Raw genomic sequence first — 15,169 nt, forward strand, 5'->3', positions numbered from 1 at the left:
GCCTTATCGTTTGTTGCCGGCGGCAACGCGGTCCTTCATCAGATGCGAGGGCCTGAAGGACAGCACCCGCCGCGGCGTGATCGGAACCTCTTCCCCGGTCTTGGGGTTGCGGCCGATCCGTTCGTTCTTGTCGCGCACCGAAAAGGTGCCGAAGGAAGAGATCTTGACCTGTTCGCCACGAACCAGCGCATCCGAGACATGGTTCAGCACGCTTTCGACAAGCTGTGCGGATTCGTGACGCGACAGGCCCACCTCGCGGAATACCGCTTCGGCAAGATCCATCCGGGTCAGCGTCTTGTCGCCCATGATCAGTCCTCTTGAGTAGGGGGAAGGATGGTGCTGTTTCGCTTGCCTGTCAACGAGAAGGGCGGGGAAATCGTTCCCCGCCCGATACTTGTCGCTCTATCCGAGGGGGCTCAGCCTGCGCAAGCCTCGATTGCGGCGAGGTCCGGGCCGTTCGGGGTGCGGCCCAGGTTGAACGGGGCCGAGGCATCGCGCCACGAGGAATAGTCCTGCAGATAGCTCAGCTGGCTGGCATAGACCTTGGCCGAAAGCGGGTTCTCGCAGGCCACTTCCTGGATCGTCTCGTTGGCCATCTGCTGAACCTGTTCGAGCGCTGCATCGTCGAGGCGCGTGATCTCGGTCCCGGCTTCCTGGAACTGGGCATAGGCTTCGGTCGCGCGCTTCTCGGTGAAGGCCAGCGACCACAGCAGCGTGGCGTCGGCCGCGATCTGCAGCCGCTCGCGGGTCTCGTCGTCCAGAGCGTCCCATGCGGCCTTGTTGATCATCACCCCGAAGATCGACGACGACTGGTGCCAGCCCGGCGTGGACCAGTATTTCGTGACCTGCTGGAAGCCGCCCGAGAAATCGACATTGGGCGTCGAGAATTCAGACCCGTCAATCACCCCGCGTTCCAGCGACTGATAGATCTCGCCGCCGGCCATGCTGACCTGGTTGCCGCCCAGCTTCTCCAGCAGCTTGCCCTGTTCCAGGCCCGATAGGCGCAAGCGCAGGCCCTGCAGGTCGTCCAGCGTGCGGATCGGCTTGTCCACGGTGCGGAAGCCCGATTCGTTGTTCGTCACGCCATAGGGCAGATAGACCATGCCGAACTTGCCATAGACCTCGTTATAGAGATCCGCGCCGCCCCATTCTTGGATCCAGTTCACGTAATCGACCGCGTTGAACAGGCTGGCCGTGGTGGCCAGGGGCGAAAAGGCGCTGTCGCGGCCCGCCCAGTAGCCCGGCCAGTCGGCGCCCGCCTGGATGGTGCCCGATTCGACGGCGCCGAAGACCTCGCCCGCGGGAACGAGGCTGCCGCCCTCGTAGAACTCGATCGTCAGCTTGTCGTCATCGACCAGCTTGTTGGCCAGATCGACCCAGTGCTTGTCCAGCTCGATCAGTTCGAGGCTGGAGGGCCATGTGGTGGTCATGGTCCAGTTTTCGGACAGGGCAGGCGTGGCGGCGGCCATCGCGATGCCGGCGGCGGTCAGCAGGTGTTTCATCTTTCTCTCCTCCGTTGGTATGTCGTCAGCCGTAGATCGCGGCGGGCAGCCAGGTGACCAGCGCCGGGAACAGGATGATCAGCGCGCACATCAGGATCACGAGGCCGATGAACGGCAGCACGCCCATGATGATGTCGCCGGTGCGCACCTCGGGGGGTGCGATGGCGCGCATGTAGAACAGCGCATAGCCGAATGGCGGGGACAGGAAGCTGGTCTGCAGGACGACGGCCATCAGCACGACGAACCACAGCGGGTCGATCCCCATTTCCCCCACCAGCGGCAGGAAGATCGGGAAGGACAGCAGCACGATCCCGGTCCAGTCGAGGAACATCCCCAGGATGAACACGACCAGCAGCATCACCGCGATCAGCGTATAGGGATCGTCGGCCAGCCCGCGGATCAGGTCCTGGCTGGCGCGCAGCCCGCCCGTGATGTTGAAGACCCCGGTAAAGGCCGTGGCCCCCACGACGATGAACAGGATCATCGCGCTGGTCCGGCCCGTTTCCAGCAGCGCCGAATAGAAGGTCGCCCATTCGAAGCGCCCGCGTCCGATCACGATCAGCAGGGCCAGGACCGCGCCGATGGCGCTGGCCTCGGTCGCGGTGGCGATGCCTGCCAGAAGCGAGCCCAGGATGCCCAGGATCAGGATCAGGGGCGGCACGGCCTCGACCAGCAGCATCCGCCACATGGCGCCGCGGCTGATGCGTTCCTCTTCCGCGATCTTGGGGGCCCATTCGGGTTTGACCCAGGCGATGACGGCGACATAGACGGCATACATGACCCCAAGCGCCAGCCCCGGCATCATCGCCCCCGCGAAAAGCTGCCCGACCGACAGGCCCGGCGCATAGGAGGCCATGAGGATCAGCATGATCGAGGGCGGGATGAGGATGCCCAGGCAGCCCGACGCCCCGATCAGCCCCGTGGCCAGCCGCTTGTCATAGCCGTATTGCAGCATCGGGCGCAGCGCCATCGTCCCCATCACGGTGATGGATGCCCCGATGATGCCCGTGGTCGCGGCCAGCAGGATCGAGATGAAGACGACCGCAAGACCCAGGCCCCCGGTCACGCGGCTCATCAGGTGGCGCAGGGCCTCGAACATGCGATCGGTCACGCCGCTGTCCGACAGGAATCGCGCCATCAGCACGAAGAGGGGGATGGCGATCAGGACGTAATTGTCCAGCACATCCCCGAAGATGCGGTTGATGACGATGCCCAGCACCATCGGCTTGCCCGCGATGAAGGCGCCCAGAACGGCCGTGCCGCCCAGGACGAAGGCCAACGGGTGCCCCAGGAACAGCCCCAGCAGCAGCAGCCCCGACATGACCAGGGCGATGGTTTCACCGGACATCGGGCACCTCGTTCTCGTGGATATGGGGTGCGCGGTCCAGGATCAGCTTCAGCACTTCGGAGATGCCCTGGATCAGCAGCAGGACCGCCGCCACGAACATCGCCATCTTCAGCGGATAGACGGGCAGCTGCACCGCGCCATAGGTAAGTTCCCCCTGGTTCCACGAGGTCATCGCGAAATCCCAGCTGCGGCGCGCGAAGATCCAGGCGAAGGGAAAGAAGAAGATCAGGTATCCCAGAACCTCGGTCCAGCGGCGCAGGCCGGACCCCATGCGCGATGTCAGCAGGTCCACGCGCACATGGGCCTGATGCCGCAGCGCGTATCCGCCCAGCATGATGAAGTAGAAACCGTAGAGCTGCTTGGTGACGTCGAATGCCCAGCGGGTCGGTTGACCCAGCACATAGCGCATGAAGACGTCATAGATGATGATGGCTGCGAAGAGCAGGGCAACAACGGACACCACGCGCCCGACAAGCTCGTTCACGCCGTCGATCAGACGGACAATCGGCAATGTAAGGACCCTCCCCAGAGTCTGCGGCGCCATGCTGCACCTGCATCATCCGCAGTTTTGAGGAAGGGTGATCCTGTGTCAACCGCCCGACTAGCGGAAAATCATTCTGAATGTCGGAAGGATGCCGCGCCTTACCAGCGCAGCACGACCGATCCCCAGCTGAGACCGCCGCCGATGGCCTCGGTCACGATCAGCTGGCCGGGCTTCAGCCGCCCTTCGGCATCTGCGATGGACATGGCCAGCGGGATCGAGGCGGCCGAGGTGTTGCCGTGATCGGCGACTGTCAGCACGACCTTGTCCAGCGGCAGGCTCATCTTCTGGGCGGTGGCGCTGATGATGCGCAGATTGGCCTGATGCGGGATCATCCAATCCACGTCGGACCCGTCCAGCCCGGCCTTCTCCAACGAGGTGTGGGCCGTCTTGGCCAGCTTGTCCACCGCGTGGCGGAAAACCAGGTTGCCCTGCATCCGCAGCTGCCCGGCGGTGCCGGTGCTCGACACGCCGCCATCGACATAGAGCAGTTCGCGATAGGTGCCGTCGCTGTTGAGATCCGAGGACAGGATGCCGCGGTCGGTGTTCTCGCCCGCCGCGTCCTGCGCCTCGAGGATCAGCGCACCCGCGCCGTCGCCGAACAGCACGCAGGTCGAACGGTCCGTCCAGTCCATGATGCGTGAGAACGTCTCGGCCCCCACGACCAGGATGCGGCTTGCAAGGCCCGAACGGATCATCGCGTCCGCATTGGCCAGCGCGAAGACGAAGCCCGCGCAGACGGCTTGCACGTCATATGCGAAGCCGCGCTTCATCCCCAGGCCGGCCTGGACCATCGTCGCCACGGCGGGGAAGGTAAAATCGGGGGTCGAGGTCGCCAGCACGATGCCGTCCAGATCCTCGGCCGTCAGGCCCGCACGTTCCAGCGCGGCCTTGCCAGCGCGGATCGCAAGGTCGCTGGTCGTCTGACCCTCGGCCGCGAAGTGGCGACGTTCGATGCCCGAGCGTGTCCGGATCCATTCGTCCGTCGTGTCCAGCCGTTCCTCGAACCAGCTGTTCTCGACCACGCGTTCGGGAAGATAATGTCCGGTGCCACGGACGACTGAGCGTCGTATCAAGAGGATGCTCCCGTTTCGCCGGTCCCGGTGGCCTGCGCCACGCGGGCGGCAAGACGGTCCTGGAACCCGGATTTCGCCAGCGTGAATGCCAGCTTGATCGCGGCGGATACACCCGTCGCATCGGCCGAGCCGTGCGATTTCACGACCGTGCCGTTCAGCCCCAGGAAGATGCCGCCGTTCACCCGACGCGGATCGATCCGCTTCTGCAGCCGGCGCAGCGACGTCATCGCCAGAACGGCCGCGAATTTCGACATGATCGAATTGGCGAAGGCATCCTTCAGAAGCTCTCCTACCAACTTGGCCGTGCCTTCACCGGTCTTCAAGGCGATATTGCCAGTGAAGCCGTCGGTGACGATCACGTCCACGCGTGTCGAGGGCAGGTCGCCGCCTTCCACGAAGCCCACATATTCGTAATGGGCCTCGGCTGCGGCCTGGCGGATCAGTTCGTCCGCCTGCTTCAGCTCGGTCCGGCCCTTGTGTTCCTCGGTGCCCACGTTCAGCAGGCCGATGCGCGGATGTTCCAGGCCCAGCCCGTTGCGGGCATAGGAGGTTCCCATCAGCGCGTATTGAAGAAGGTCATGGGCATCGGCCCGGATGTCGGCACCGACATCCAGCATGATGTTAAAGCCCTGCGGATTGCGCGAGGGCCACAGGCACGCGATCGCGGGCCTGTTCACGCCCGGCAGCTTGCGCAGGCGCAGCATCGACATCGCCATCAGCGCGCCGGTATTGCCGCAGCTGACCGCGACCATGGCATCGCCCTGGCGCACGGCTTCCAGGGTGGACCACATCGAGGTGTCCTGACCCTTGCGCACCACCTGCGCGGGCTTGTCGTCCATCGTGACGACGCCACCCGCGTGGCGGATGTCGCACCGACCGGCAAGCGATTTGCGCCGCCCGATCAGGCGGCGCAGCTCGGCCTCGTCGCCATGGACGATGAAGCTGATCTCGGGGTTCTTCTCGGCACTTTCCGCCATGCCGGCGACAACTGCGGCAGGGCCGCGGTCGCCGCCCATCGCATCAACCGAAATCACCACGCTGCCCGTCGGAAACGGGCCGCGCGACGCCGATAAGGTCGCGTTGTCGACGGTCATGAGGATGCGCCGCTAACCCGGATCAGGCTGCGTCGTCGTCCAGATCGGTTTCGTTCGCCTGCGCCACGACTTCGCGGCCAGCATAGCTGCCGCAGGACGGGCAGACGTGATGCGGGCGCTTCAGCTCGCCGCATTCAGTGCATTCGTTCGGGTTGCCCGCAACCAGCGAATCATGCGCACGACGCATGCCGCGCTTGGACCGGGTTACGCGATTCTGAGGGACAGCCATGTCACCACCTCGGTTGTCAGGGTGCAGCGCCGCAACGCCTTCGCACCGGTAGATTTGAATTCGTAAATGAACTGCGCAGATACGCCATGAACGGACCGCCCGCAAGCCCTCGTGGCCGGACAGGCGTCGCATTTGCGCGTTGTTTGTCGTCGAATCCCCTGATTCCAGCTTCGAAGGGCCGATGCAAGGGGGCTTTTGCACCCCGATGTTGCATGCGGGCCACGCCGAACTGGCGGAACGTCCGGGGGATTCGCGGGGTCACGAATCCTGTGACTTGCCGCCCAGCAGCTTGTCGAGATCGGCGAAGGGCCTGCGCGTATCGGCGGGCGTTGCGTCCACCACGGCCTCGGGGGCGTCCAGTTCCGCATCGGGTACGCGGGGATATTCCGGCAGCGCAAGGCTGAGCGCCTCGACCATCACGGCCGAGAGGTCGATGAACTGCCCCAGGGGCTCGACCTCCTCGTCGGGCATCTCGACCTCCTCGCCCTCGGGAATGTGAAGATCGGGCGAAAAGCTGATCGCGACAGGGGAATCGATCTCGGTGCGGACGGGTTTCAGCGTCACCACGCAGGGCTGCGTCACGCGCGCGGTCAGCTTGCCGGTCAGGCGCCAGCCCTCGCGGCCCTCGGCGCGGACCTCGCCCCGGAAATCCAGCCGGGACAGCTGATCCAGCGACAATTCGTCGGCGATCGAGGCCCGGACATCGCCATCGGGGCGCAGGTGGAAGGTATTGGCGGCGTTGGGGTTCAGATGGGCCACGCGCAGGCGCTGCGGGTGCGATGCGGGATCGGTCATGGTGCCTCGGGGATTGGCTCGGGGACAGGCGGCGGGGGCCGATCTGTCCGGATTGACATTCTTGAGCGCGGGTGCCGAGTTTGCTAGGCAAGGCCAGCCGCGTCAACCGCCCCAAGGAGAGACCACATCATGCAAGCCATCAGAACCCTGATGACATTGGTATTGGTGGCCCTTCTGGGGCTTGCCGCATGTTCGCCCATCTACACGAACCACGGCTATGTCCCGCCCGAGATCGATCTGGCGCAGGTCCAGGTCGGGCAGACCACCCGCGACGACCTGCAGGGCCTGATCGGCCGCCCGTCGGCCCAGGGTCTTCTGACCGGGTCGGGCTGGTATTACGTCGGGTCGCGCTGGCGCCGTCTGGGCCCCGCCGCCCCGCAAGAGATCGACCGCCAGGTCGTGGCCGTGTCATTCGCGGAATCGGGCGTCGTCAGCAATGTCGAACGCTTTGGGCTGGAACGCGGGCGCGTCGTGTCCCTGTCGCGCCGCGTCACCGATGGCAGCGTGACCGAGATCTCGTTGATCGGTCAGCTTCTGGGCAATCTGGGCAACTTCCAGGCCGGCGATTTCATCGACGAATGAGGCCGGTCAGGCTGCCTCGATCAGCTGCCGCGCAAGGGCGTGCAGTTCGTCGCGGTAGCCGGTCCGCGCCGAGGGTCGATCCGGGTCCGAGGTGATGGCGATGGCCATCGCGTGCCGGGGCCCCGCCGCGGGCAGGACATAGATCATCTGCCCGCCATATCCCCAGCCGAACCGGACGGGGCGTCCGGCCAGTTCGCTCAGGAACCAGCCATAGCCGTATCCCTGCCCGGTAAAGAGCGAACGGGTCCGGCGCTGCCAGCTCTGTTCGATCCAGTCGGCGGGAATGACCTGCCGCCCGCCCGCGATGCCGCCCCGCGCATAGGTGGCCCCGAAGGCCAGCAGCGAACGCGTGCTCATCGCCATCTGGTTGCCGCCAAGATAGATCCCCTGCGGATCGCGGTCCCATCCGGTGATGCGAAAGCCCGGAATCGTTCCCAGCCAGTCGCGCGCCGTTTCCAGCAGCGGGCGTTCGGTCACGCGGGTCAGGATCGCGGCCACCAGGTGGGTCGATGCGGTGGAATACTGCATCCGCGTGCCGGGGTCTTGGACGAAGGGCGCGGCCAGCGCGGCGCGTACCCAGTTGTCGCTGGACACCCAGCGCCCGTAATTCGGACCCGATTGCCGTTCCAGCCCCGCCTGCATCGACAGCAGCTGCCCAAGCGTCAGTTCCATCAGGCGCGGATCGGGGTCTTCGGGCAGGTCGCGGCGCAGAAGCGGCGCAATGGGCTGGTCGGCACCCTCCAGCAGGCCCTTGCCGATGGCGATGCCCGCCAGTGCCGAGATCACCGATTTCGAGGCGGATTTGATGTTCGTCGGATCGTCGGGGCCGAAACCGCCATATCCCTCGGCGGCCATTTCCCTGCCGCCCTGGGCGTCGTCGCACCACATGGCGATCGCGCGCAGCCGGTCCAGCCGCCGCGCCTCCCCCAGAATGGGGCCCGGCCCCGCAAGCGCAAGGCGGGGGGAACACAGGAGGGACGCCGCAGCGGCGCCCGCGATCAGGTTGCGTCTGTTCATGGACGCAATATTCAAACCATTCCGACGCGCGTTGCAATCGCGGCTTGCCCTGACCGGGGCCTGCGGACTAGGGCAGGGCTGAAAAAGGATGACAGGGGGCCGACATGACCGCGCTCGATGATCTTGCAACGACCTCGTTCCACGACGCACCCTCGCCCCTGCGGGCGCGGATGCTGTCGCGGCTGGCGGATACCGAACTGTTCGTCGCGCTGACCGGCGATCCCGAAGGCGACGACATCGAATTGCGGACCTTTCCGCTGGAGGGCGCGCGCGTCGCGCTGGCCTGCGATGCCGAGGATCGGCTGGCGGGCTTCATGGGTGGCCCGGTCGCCTATGCCGCGCTGCCGGGTCGGGTGCTGGCCGATCTGCTGCGCAAGGACGACACCGGCCTTCTGGTCAATCCGGGCCACCCGTCCGAGATGCTGCTGGATGCGGGCCTTCTGGAATGGCTGAGCGGCGCGCTGTCATCGGCCCCCGAGGCCGACGAGGCCCGGCTGCGGCTGACCGCGCCTGCGCCCGTGGTGGTGAAGGCCCTGGTCCAGCCCCTCTCGGAACGGCTGGCCGACATGCGCGGCCTGATCGCGGGGGCCGCGCTTCTGGGTGTCGGCGGCGAGATGGACGGCCCGGCCTCGCATCTGCTGCTGATCGCGGGCGCCCCCGAGGATCGCCAGGCCGCCATCGCCAAATCCCTGGCCGAGACGCTGGCGTTTCTGCCCGAACAGCCGGGGGGCGTGGATATCAGCTTCTCGGACATGGCGCTGCCCGTGTCGGCGCTGCGGTTCGATCTGACCGAACCCGAACCCGAGCCCGACGAGCCGCCCCGGCCCAAGGGGCCGCCGATCCTGCGTTGATCCGCCCCGCGCCGATCCGGTTGCGCCGGGTGGCGCAAGCTGCCACAACATCGCGATGCAGATCCAGACAAAAGCCCTTGCCGTTCATCTTCTGACCGCCACCGGGGCGGTCCTGTCCATGCTTGCCATGCTGGCCGCCGCCGATGGGGAATGGGCGCTGATGTTCCTGTGGCTGGTCTTCGCCTTCGTGGTGGACGGGGTGGATGGCCCGCTGGCACGGCGCTACGACGTCAAGCGCAACTTCGCGGCCTATGACGGCGTGCTGATGGATCTGATCATCGACTATCTGACCTATGTCTTCATCCCCGCCTTCGCGCTGTTCCAGTCGGGATTGCTGTCGGGATGGACGGGCTGGCTGGCGATCGTGGCCATCGTCTATGGCAGTGTCGTCTATTTCGCGGATACCCGGATGAAGACGCTGGACAATTCCTTCGCGGGCTTTCCGGGCTGCTGGAACATGGTCGTCCTGGTGCTGTTCGCCGTGCGTCCGCATTGGGTGATCATCATGGCGATCGTCATCGCCCTGACCGCGGCGATGTTCAGCAACATCAAGTTCGTCCACCCCGTCCGCACCGAACGCTGGCGCGCGATTTCGCTGCCGATGGCGGTCCTGTGGGTGCTGTTCGCGGCCCGTGCGGCCTGGGTCGATTTCCACCCCTCCAGCTGGGCGATCTGGGGTCTCGTGATCACCTCGGTCTGGCTGCTGTTCGCGGGCGCGGCCCAGCAGCTGATCCCCGCACGCCGCTGATCCCTTTCGATCCCTGACGGCCCGACGCGGCAGGCGCCCGCCCTGCGGGGCGATCCTGCAGGCATGCGCGCGTCCCGACCGTGGACCATGAAAGGCCGCGGGCCATGAAAAAGCGCGGGCACCCGTCCGGATGCCCGCGCCATTGGATCAGCTATTCGCGCGATCAGTCGAACTTGCGGATCGCCCCGCTGCGCAGCCGCGCAAGGTAGCTGTTCATCTCGGACTTGACGATCGGCATCAGCGCATAGAGCGCGAGGATGTTCACGACGGCCATCGCGAAGATCGCTGCGTCCGAGAAGTCGATGACAGGGCCCAGATTGGCCGCGGCGCCGATCACGATGAAGCAGCAGAAGATGATCTTGAAGACCAGCTCCTTGGTCTGGCCCTCGCCGAAGAGGAAGGTCCAGGCCTTGAGGCCGTAATAGCTCCAGGAGATCATCGTCGAGAAGGCGAACAGGACCACCGCCAGCACCAGCACATAGCGGAACCAGCCGAAGGCGCTGCTGAACGCGGCCGAGGTCAGCGCCACACCGCTGTCGCCCGACGCCGTCTGGATCTGGGTTCCGGCCTCGTTCAGGATGAACATGCCGGTTTCGGGATCGGTGACCAGCTGGCCCGTGATGATGATGACCAACGCCGTCATGGTGCAGATCACGACCGTGTCGATGAAGGGCTCCAGCAGCGACACGAAGCCCTCGGTCACGGGTTCCTTGGTACGCACCGCGCTGTGCGCGATGGCGGCCGAACCCACGCCCGCCTCGTTCGAGAAGGCGGCGCGGCGGAAGCCCTGGATCAGCGCGCCGATGGCCCCGCCGACCGCGCCGTCCCAGGTGAAGGCACCGCGGAAGATCTGGCCGAAGGCGGTCCCGATCATGTCATAGTTCATCAGGATGATGATCAGCGCCGTCCCGACATAGATGGCGGCCATGAAGGGCACGACCTTCTCGGTCACGCTGGCGATGGATTTCAGACCGCCCACGATCACCAGGAAGACGATGACGGCCATGACGAGCCCGGTGATCCAGCCCGGGAATTCGCCCGCGACATTGACCAGCTGCGCATGGGCCTGGTTCGACTGGAACATGTTGCCGCCGCCGAAGCTGCCCAGGATGCAGAAGATCGCGAAGAGGATCGCAAGGATCTTGCCGCCCGGCAGGCCGCGTTCGGCAAAGCCCTTGGTCATGTAGTACATCGGCCCGCCCGAGACATGCCCGTCGGCGAACTCGTTGCGGTATTTCACGCCCAGGGTGCATTCGGTGAACTTCGTGGCCATGCCCAGAAGACCCGCAAGGATCATCCAGAAGGTCGCGCCCGGGCCGCCGATGCTGACGGCCACCGCGACGCCCGCGATGTTGCCCAGACCCACGGTTCCCGACAGCGCGGTGGTCAGCGCCTGGAAATGGCTGACCTCGCCCGCGTCGTTGGGGTCGCTGTAGGTTCCGCGCACCAGCGCCAGCGCATGGCCGAAGGCGCGGAACTGGATCAGCCCGAAATAGATGGTGAAGATCGTCGCGGCGATGACCAGCCAGCACACGATCCAGGGCACGTTGGTGCCGGGAAAGCTGCTGAAGATCAGGCTGACGAACCAGCCGGTCGAATTGGCGAAGATCTGGTTCACTGTCTCGTCGATGCCCTGCGCCGCGGCGGGCAACGCGCCGCCCGCGCCCAGCAGGCCCGAAACGGCCAGGGTCCTGGTGAATGAATTCATTGTTCTTGTCATCCCTGTTGTTCCTTCACCATGCAGTCAGGGCACGATGGTCACGGGCACGGGCGAAACCTGTGCCAGCGTGGCCGCGACCGATCCGAACAGCCGTGCGGCAATGCCCGATTCGCCCATGCGGCCGATGAAGATCAGCGCCGCGCCCTCGTCCTTGGCGATGCGGCACAGCGTTTCGGCGATATGGCCATAGCGCATGGCCGTGGTGACCGGGACGCCCGCGGACTGGACGCGCTTCATCTCGGGATCGAGGATCGCGGTCTCGGCGCGCTGCAGCTCTTCCTTGCGGCGGCGGTGGCGTTCCTCCAGCTCGGTCTGGGTCAGGAAGCTGTAGGGCGACCATTCCAGCACATGCGCGATGATGATGCTGTCGCCTTGCGCCTTGGCGCGGGTTATCGCGAAGTCCAGCGCACGCCGGGACGCGTCGCTGCCGTCAAATCCGACGACGATCTTGCGTGACATCGTTCCCTCATCTGTTGGTTATCGTTCTTGTTGATGCCCAAAGGATAGCCGGAGGGGGCCGATTGTATCCAGACAAAATGTGCCGTTTCCGTGACAACAATCCGCAGCCGCTTGTCCGGTGGGCGCATTGCATCCCGCAGGGGCGGATTTTTTCGCTTTTCAATCGGGGGCATGGTCGGCATAGTCCGGCGCATGACCCGGATGCATCATATCATCCCCGCCCAGGACGCCGATCATGGCGTTCCGCCGGCCGTGAACCTCCGCGGTCTGCTGCTTCTTACGCTGCGCTGAGCGGGCTGCCCGGGCCACCGCTCAGCAAGGTCAGTGCCCGGGGTGACCCGAACCGACCAGACCCGCCCCGCCGTCAGGGGCCGTAAGAAAGACGCAGAAATGACCGACCAGAACCGCGTGATGATCTTCGACACGACGCTTCGCGATGGCGAACAGTCGCCCGGCGCGACCATGTCCCACGCCGAGAAGCTGGAAATCGCCCAGATGCTGAACGAGATGGGCGTCGACGTGATCGAGGCGGGCTTTCCCATCGCATCCGAAGGCGATTTCGCTGCCGTGTCCGAGATCGCGAAGCTCAGCGATCACAGCATCATCTGCGGGCTTGCCCGTGCGCAGCTGCCCGATATCGACCGCTGCTGGGAGGCCGTGAAACATGCGCGCCGCCCGCGCATCCACACCTTCATCGGCACCTCGCCGCTGCACCGCGCGATTCCGAACCTGGACATGGACCAGATGGCCGAGCGGATCGAGCAGACCGTGACCCATGCCCGCAACCTGTGCGAGGACGTGCAGTGGTCGGCCATGGACGCCACCCGGACCGAGCATGATTACCTGTGCCGCGTGGTCGAGATCGCGATCAAGGCCGGTGCCACGACGATCAACATCCCCGATACCGTCGGCTATACCGCGCCGCGCGAAAGCGCCGAGCTGATCCGCATGCTGCTGGAACGCGTGCCGGGCGCCGATGCGATCACCTTCGCCACGCATTGCCACAACGATCTGGGCATGGCCACGGCCAACGCCCTTGCGGCGGTCGAGGCCGGCGCACGCCAGATCGAATGCACGATCAACGGCCTGGGCGAACGCGCGGGCAACACCGCCCTGGAAGAGGTCGTGATGGCCATGCGGGTCCGCAACGACATCATGCCCTTCCAGACGGGCATCGACACGACCAAGATCATGGGCATCTCGCGTCGCGTGTCGGCGGTGTCGGGCTTTGCGGTGCAGTTCAACAAGGCCATCGTCGGCAAGAATGCCTTCCTGCACGAATCCGGCATCCATCAGGACGGCGTGCTTAAGAATGTCGAGACCTTCGAGATCATGCGCCCCGCCGATATCGGCCTGAACGAGACCAATATCGCGATGGGCAAGCATTCGGGCCGTGCCGCCCTGCGCGCCAAGCTGAAGGATCTAGGCTACGAGGTCGGTGACAACCAGCTCAAGGACATCTTCGTGCGGTTCAAGGCCCTGGCCGACCGCAAGAAGGAGGTCTACGACGAGGATATCGTGGCCCTGGTGCAGGATGCTGCCGCCAATACCGGCGACGATCACCTGCAGGTCAAGCATCTGCGCGTCGTCTGCGGCAGCGACGGCCAGACCGCCGATCTGACCATGATCGTCGATGGCGAGGAGAAGACCGTCCATGCCACGGGCGACGGTCCGGTCGATGCCTGCTTCAACGCGGTCCGCCAGATCTTCCCGCATGACGCGACGCTGAAGCTCTATCAGGTGCATGCCGTGACCGAGGGCACCGATGCCCAGGCCACCGTCAGCGTCCGGATGGAGGAGGACGGCCGCATCGTGAACGGGCAGGCCGCCGATACCGACACCATCCTTGCCAGCACCAAGGCCTATGTCGGCGCGCTGAACCATCTGATCATGCGCCGCGCCCAGGCGGGCCGCGACGGCAAGCAGATCACGATGTATTCGCACTGAAACCTTCGGGGGGCGGGGAAGCCTCCGCCCCTTTTTCGCGCGATATACCGCCATTCCGCGTCAAGGCGGCCATCGGGGCTTTTCCGGTGCCGCCGACCGCTCTATACGGGGCCACGCCCGTTTTCGGGCGATGCAGGGCGTTTGCCCTCAGCTGAACATCAGAATCAGGGGCAGGCCGGGAAAACCGGCGCGAAAGGATACGGGCATGGCATTCGGTGGTCTGTTTTCGACCGACATTGCGATCGACCTCGGGACGGCGAACACGCTGATCTACGTCAAGGGCAAGGGCATCATCCTGAACGAACCGTCGGTCGTGGCCTATCACGTCAAGGACGGCAAGCGTCAGGTCCTGGCCGTGGGCGAGGATGCGAAGCTGATGCTGGGCCGCACGCCCGGCAGCATCGAGGCCATCCGCCCGATGCGCGAAGGCGTGATCGCCGATTTCGACAGCGCCGAGCAGATGATCAAGCATTTCATCAAGAAGGTGTTCAAGCGCACGACCTTCTCGAAGCCGAAGATCATCGTCTGCGTGCCCCATGGCGCGACCCCGGTCGAGAAACGCGCGATCCGCCAGTCGGTCCTGTCCGCCGGTGCCCGCAAGGCCGGCCTGATCGCCGAACCCATCGCGGCGGCCATCGGTGCGGGCATGCCCATCACCGAACCCACCGGCAGCATGGTCGTCGATATCGGCGGCGGCACCACCGAGGTCGCGGTCCTGTCGCTTGGCGATGTCGTCTATGCCCGTTCGGTCCGCATTGGCGGCGACCGCATGGACGAGGCGATCGTGAACTATCTTCGCCGCAACCAGAACATGCTGATCGGTGATTCCACCGCCGAGCGCATCAAGACCAGCATCGGCACCGCCCGCATGCCCGATGACGGGCGCGGAGCCACGCTGATGGTGCGCGGTCGCGATCTTTTGAACGGCATCCCGAAAGAGATCGAGATCAGCCAGGCCATGGTCGCCGAGGCCCTGACCGAGCCGGTCCAGGCCATCTGCGAGGCCGTGATGGTCGCGCTGGAGGCCACGCCCCCGGACCTTGCGGCAGATATCGTCGATCGCGGCGTGATGCTGACCGGTGGCGGCGCGATGCTGGGCGAACTGGATCTGGCGCTGCGCGAGCAGACCGGCCTGTCGATCAGCCTGGCCGACCAGCCCATGAGCTGCGTGGCCCTGGGCACCGGCAAGGCGCTCGAGTTCGAGAAGCAGCTGCGCCACGTCATCGACTACGACAGCTGAAACCGGAACCGGGGGACCCG

The 15,169-nt window shown here is 65.5% G+C and carries 16 protein-coding genes; 5 read left to right on the forward strand and 11 right to left on the reverse strand.

Annotated features, from left to right (window positions below; genetic code table 11):
* Positions 1 to 3: 3 nt before the first annotated feature.
* The 8 genes from ihfA to KO490_RS02250 all read right to left on the reverse strand — a co-directional run bounded on the left by ihfA (position 4) and on the right by KO490_RS02250 (position 6,585).
* Complete coding sequence (ihfA, locus tag KO490_RS02215) at positions 4 to 306, reverse strand: integration host factor subunit alpha (RefSeq protein WP_022707177.1); 303 nt, start codon at positions 304 to 306, stop codon at positions 4 to 6.
* A 110-nt stretch (positions 307 to 416) separates the two neighbouring features.
* The gene (gene dctP / locus KO490_RS02220; protein WP_216017743.1) at positions 417 to 1,502 is read right to left on the reverse strand and encodes a TRAP transporter substrate-binding protein DctP; all 1,086 of its coding nucleotides are present in this window, start codon (positions 1,500 to 1,502) and stop codon (positions 417 to 419) included.
* 25 nt (positions 1,503 to 1,527) lie between these two features.
* Entirely contained in the window at positions 1,528 to 2,850 is a 1,323-nt protein-coding gene (locus tag KO490_RS02225) for a TRAP transporter large permease subunit (protein ID WP_216017744.1), read from the reverse strand.
* Positions 2,840 to 3,361, reverse strand: a complete 522-nt coding sequence (locus tag KO490_RS02230) for a TRAP transporter small permease subunit (protein WP_252726951.1) — start codon at positions 3,359 to 3,361, stop codon at positions 2,840 to 2,842. The genes KO490_RS02225 and KO490_RS02230 overlap by 11 nt, the downstream gene beginning before the upstream one ends.
* A gap of 131 nt (positions 3,362 to 3,492) precedes the next feature.
* Positions 3,493 to 4,467 (reverse strand): beta-ketoacyl-ACP synthase III, encoded by a 975-nt coding sequence (locus tag KO490_RS02235; protein ID WP_216017746.1) that lies wholly within the window; start codon positions 4,465 to 4,467, stop codon positions 3,493 to 3,495.
* Positions 4,464 to 5,561, reverse strand: a complete 1,098-nt coding sequence (gene plsX, locus KO490_RS02240; protein ID WP_216017747.1) for a phosphate acyltransferase PlsX — start codon at positions 5,559 to 5,561, stop codon at positions 4,464 to 4,466. Before plsX ends, KO490_RS02235 begins: the two co-directional genes overlap by 4 nt.
* A 22-nt stretch (positions 5,562 to 5,583) precedes the next feature.
* Positions 5,584 to 5,790 carry a 50S ribosomal protein L32 gene (gene rpmF / locus KO490_RS02245; protein ID WP_216017748.1) on the reverse strand — a complete coding sequence of 69 codons (207 nt, stop codon included), beginning with the start codon at positions 5,788 to 5,790 and terminating at the stop codon, positions 5,584 to 5,586.
* Between the two features lie 258 nt (positions 5,791 to 6,048).
* Positions 6,049 to 6,585 carry a DUF177 domain-containing protein gene (locus KO490_RS02250; protein WP_216017749.1) on the reverse strand — a complete coding sequence of 179 codons (537 nt, stop codon included), beginning with the start codon at positions 6,583 to 6,585 and terminating at the stop codon, positions 6,049 to 6,051.
* A 129-nt stretch (positions 6,586 to 6,714) separates the two neighbouring features.
* Between KO490_RS02250 and KO490_RS02255 the strand changes: the two genes are divergently transcribed.
* Positions 6,715 to 7,167 carry an outer membrane protein assembly factor BamE gene (locus KO490_RS02255; RefSeq protein WP_252726952.1) on the forward strand — a complete coding sequence of 151 codons (453 nt, stop codon included), beginning with the start codon at positions 6,715 to 6,717 and terminating at the stop codon, positions 7,165 to 7,167.
* Between the two features lie 6 nt (positions 7,168 to 7,173).
* On the opposite strand, the gene KO490_RS02260 is transcribed toward KO490_RS02255, so the two are convergent.
* On the reverse strand, positions 7,174 to 8,184 hold the full coding sequence (locus KO490_RS02260; RefSeq protein WP_216017750.1) for a serine hydrolase: 1,011 nt from the start codon (positions 8,182 to 8,184) through the stop codon (positions 7,174 to 7,176).
* Positions 8,185 to 8,288: 104 nt separating this feature from the next.
* On the opposite strand from KO490_RS02260, the gene KO490_RS02265 reads away from it, so the two are divergent.
* Together KO490_RS02265 and KO490_RS02270 are read left to right on the forward strand one after the other, a co-directional pair.
* Positions 8,289 to 9,035, forward strand: a complete 747-nt coding sequence (locus tag KO490_RS02265) for an SseB family protein (RefSeq protein ID WP_216017751.1) — start codon at positions 8,289 to 8,291, stop codon at positions 9,033 to 9,035.
* Between the two features lie 55 nt (positions 9,036 to 9,090).
* Complete coding sequence (locus KO490_RS02270; RefSeq protein ID WP_216017752.1) at positions 9,091 to 9,783, forward strand: phosphatidylcholine/phosphatidylserine synthase; 693 nt, start codon at positions 9,091 to 9,093, stop codon at positions 9,781 to 9,783.
* Between the two features lie 163 nt (positions 9,784 to 9,946).
* Here the strand turns inward: KO490_RS02270 and KO490_RS02275 are convergent, their stop codons facing one another.
* On the reverse strand, positions 9,947 to 11,491 hold the full coding sequence (locus KO490_RS02275) for a sodium:alanine symporter family protein (RefSeq protein WP_216017753.1): 1,545 nt from the start codon (positions 11,489 to 11,491) through the stop codon (positions 9,947 to 9,949).
* 36 nt (positions 11,492 to 11,527) lie between these two features.
* On the reverse strand, positions 11,528 to 11,962 hold the full coding sequence (locus KO490_RS02280; protein ID WP_216017754.1) for a universal stress protein: 435 nt from the start codon (positions 11,960 to 11,962) through the stop codon (positions 11,528 to 11,530).
* 390 nt (positions 11,963 to 12,352) lie between these two features.
* On the opposite strand from KO490_RS02280, the gene KO490_RS02285 reads away from it, so the two are divergent.
* Positions 12,353 to 13,909 (forward strand): 2-isopropylmalate synthase, encoded by a 1,557-nt coding sequence (locus KO490_RS02285; protein WP_216017755.1) that lies wholly within the window; start codon positions 12,353 to 12,355, stop codon positions 13,907 to 13,909.
* A gap of 205 nt (positions 13,910 to 14,114) precedes the next feature.
* Positions 14,115 to 15,149 (forward strand): rod shape-determining protein, encoded by a 1,035-nt coding sequence (locus KO490_RS02290; RefSeq protein WP_022707159.1) that lies wholly within the window; start codon positions 14,115 to 14,117, stop codon positions 15,147 to 15,149.
* Positions 15,150 to 15,169 lie beyond the last annotated feature (20 nt).

It is taken from the genome of Paracoccus sp. C2R09 (assembly GCF_018860625.1).
Taxonomy (GTDB): Bacteria; Pseudomonadota; Alphaproteobacteria; order Rhodobacterales; family Rhodobacteraceae; genus Paracoccus.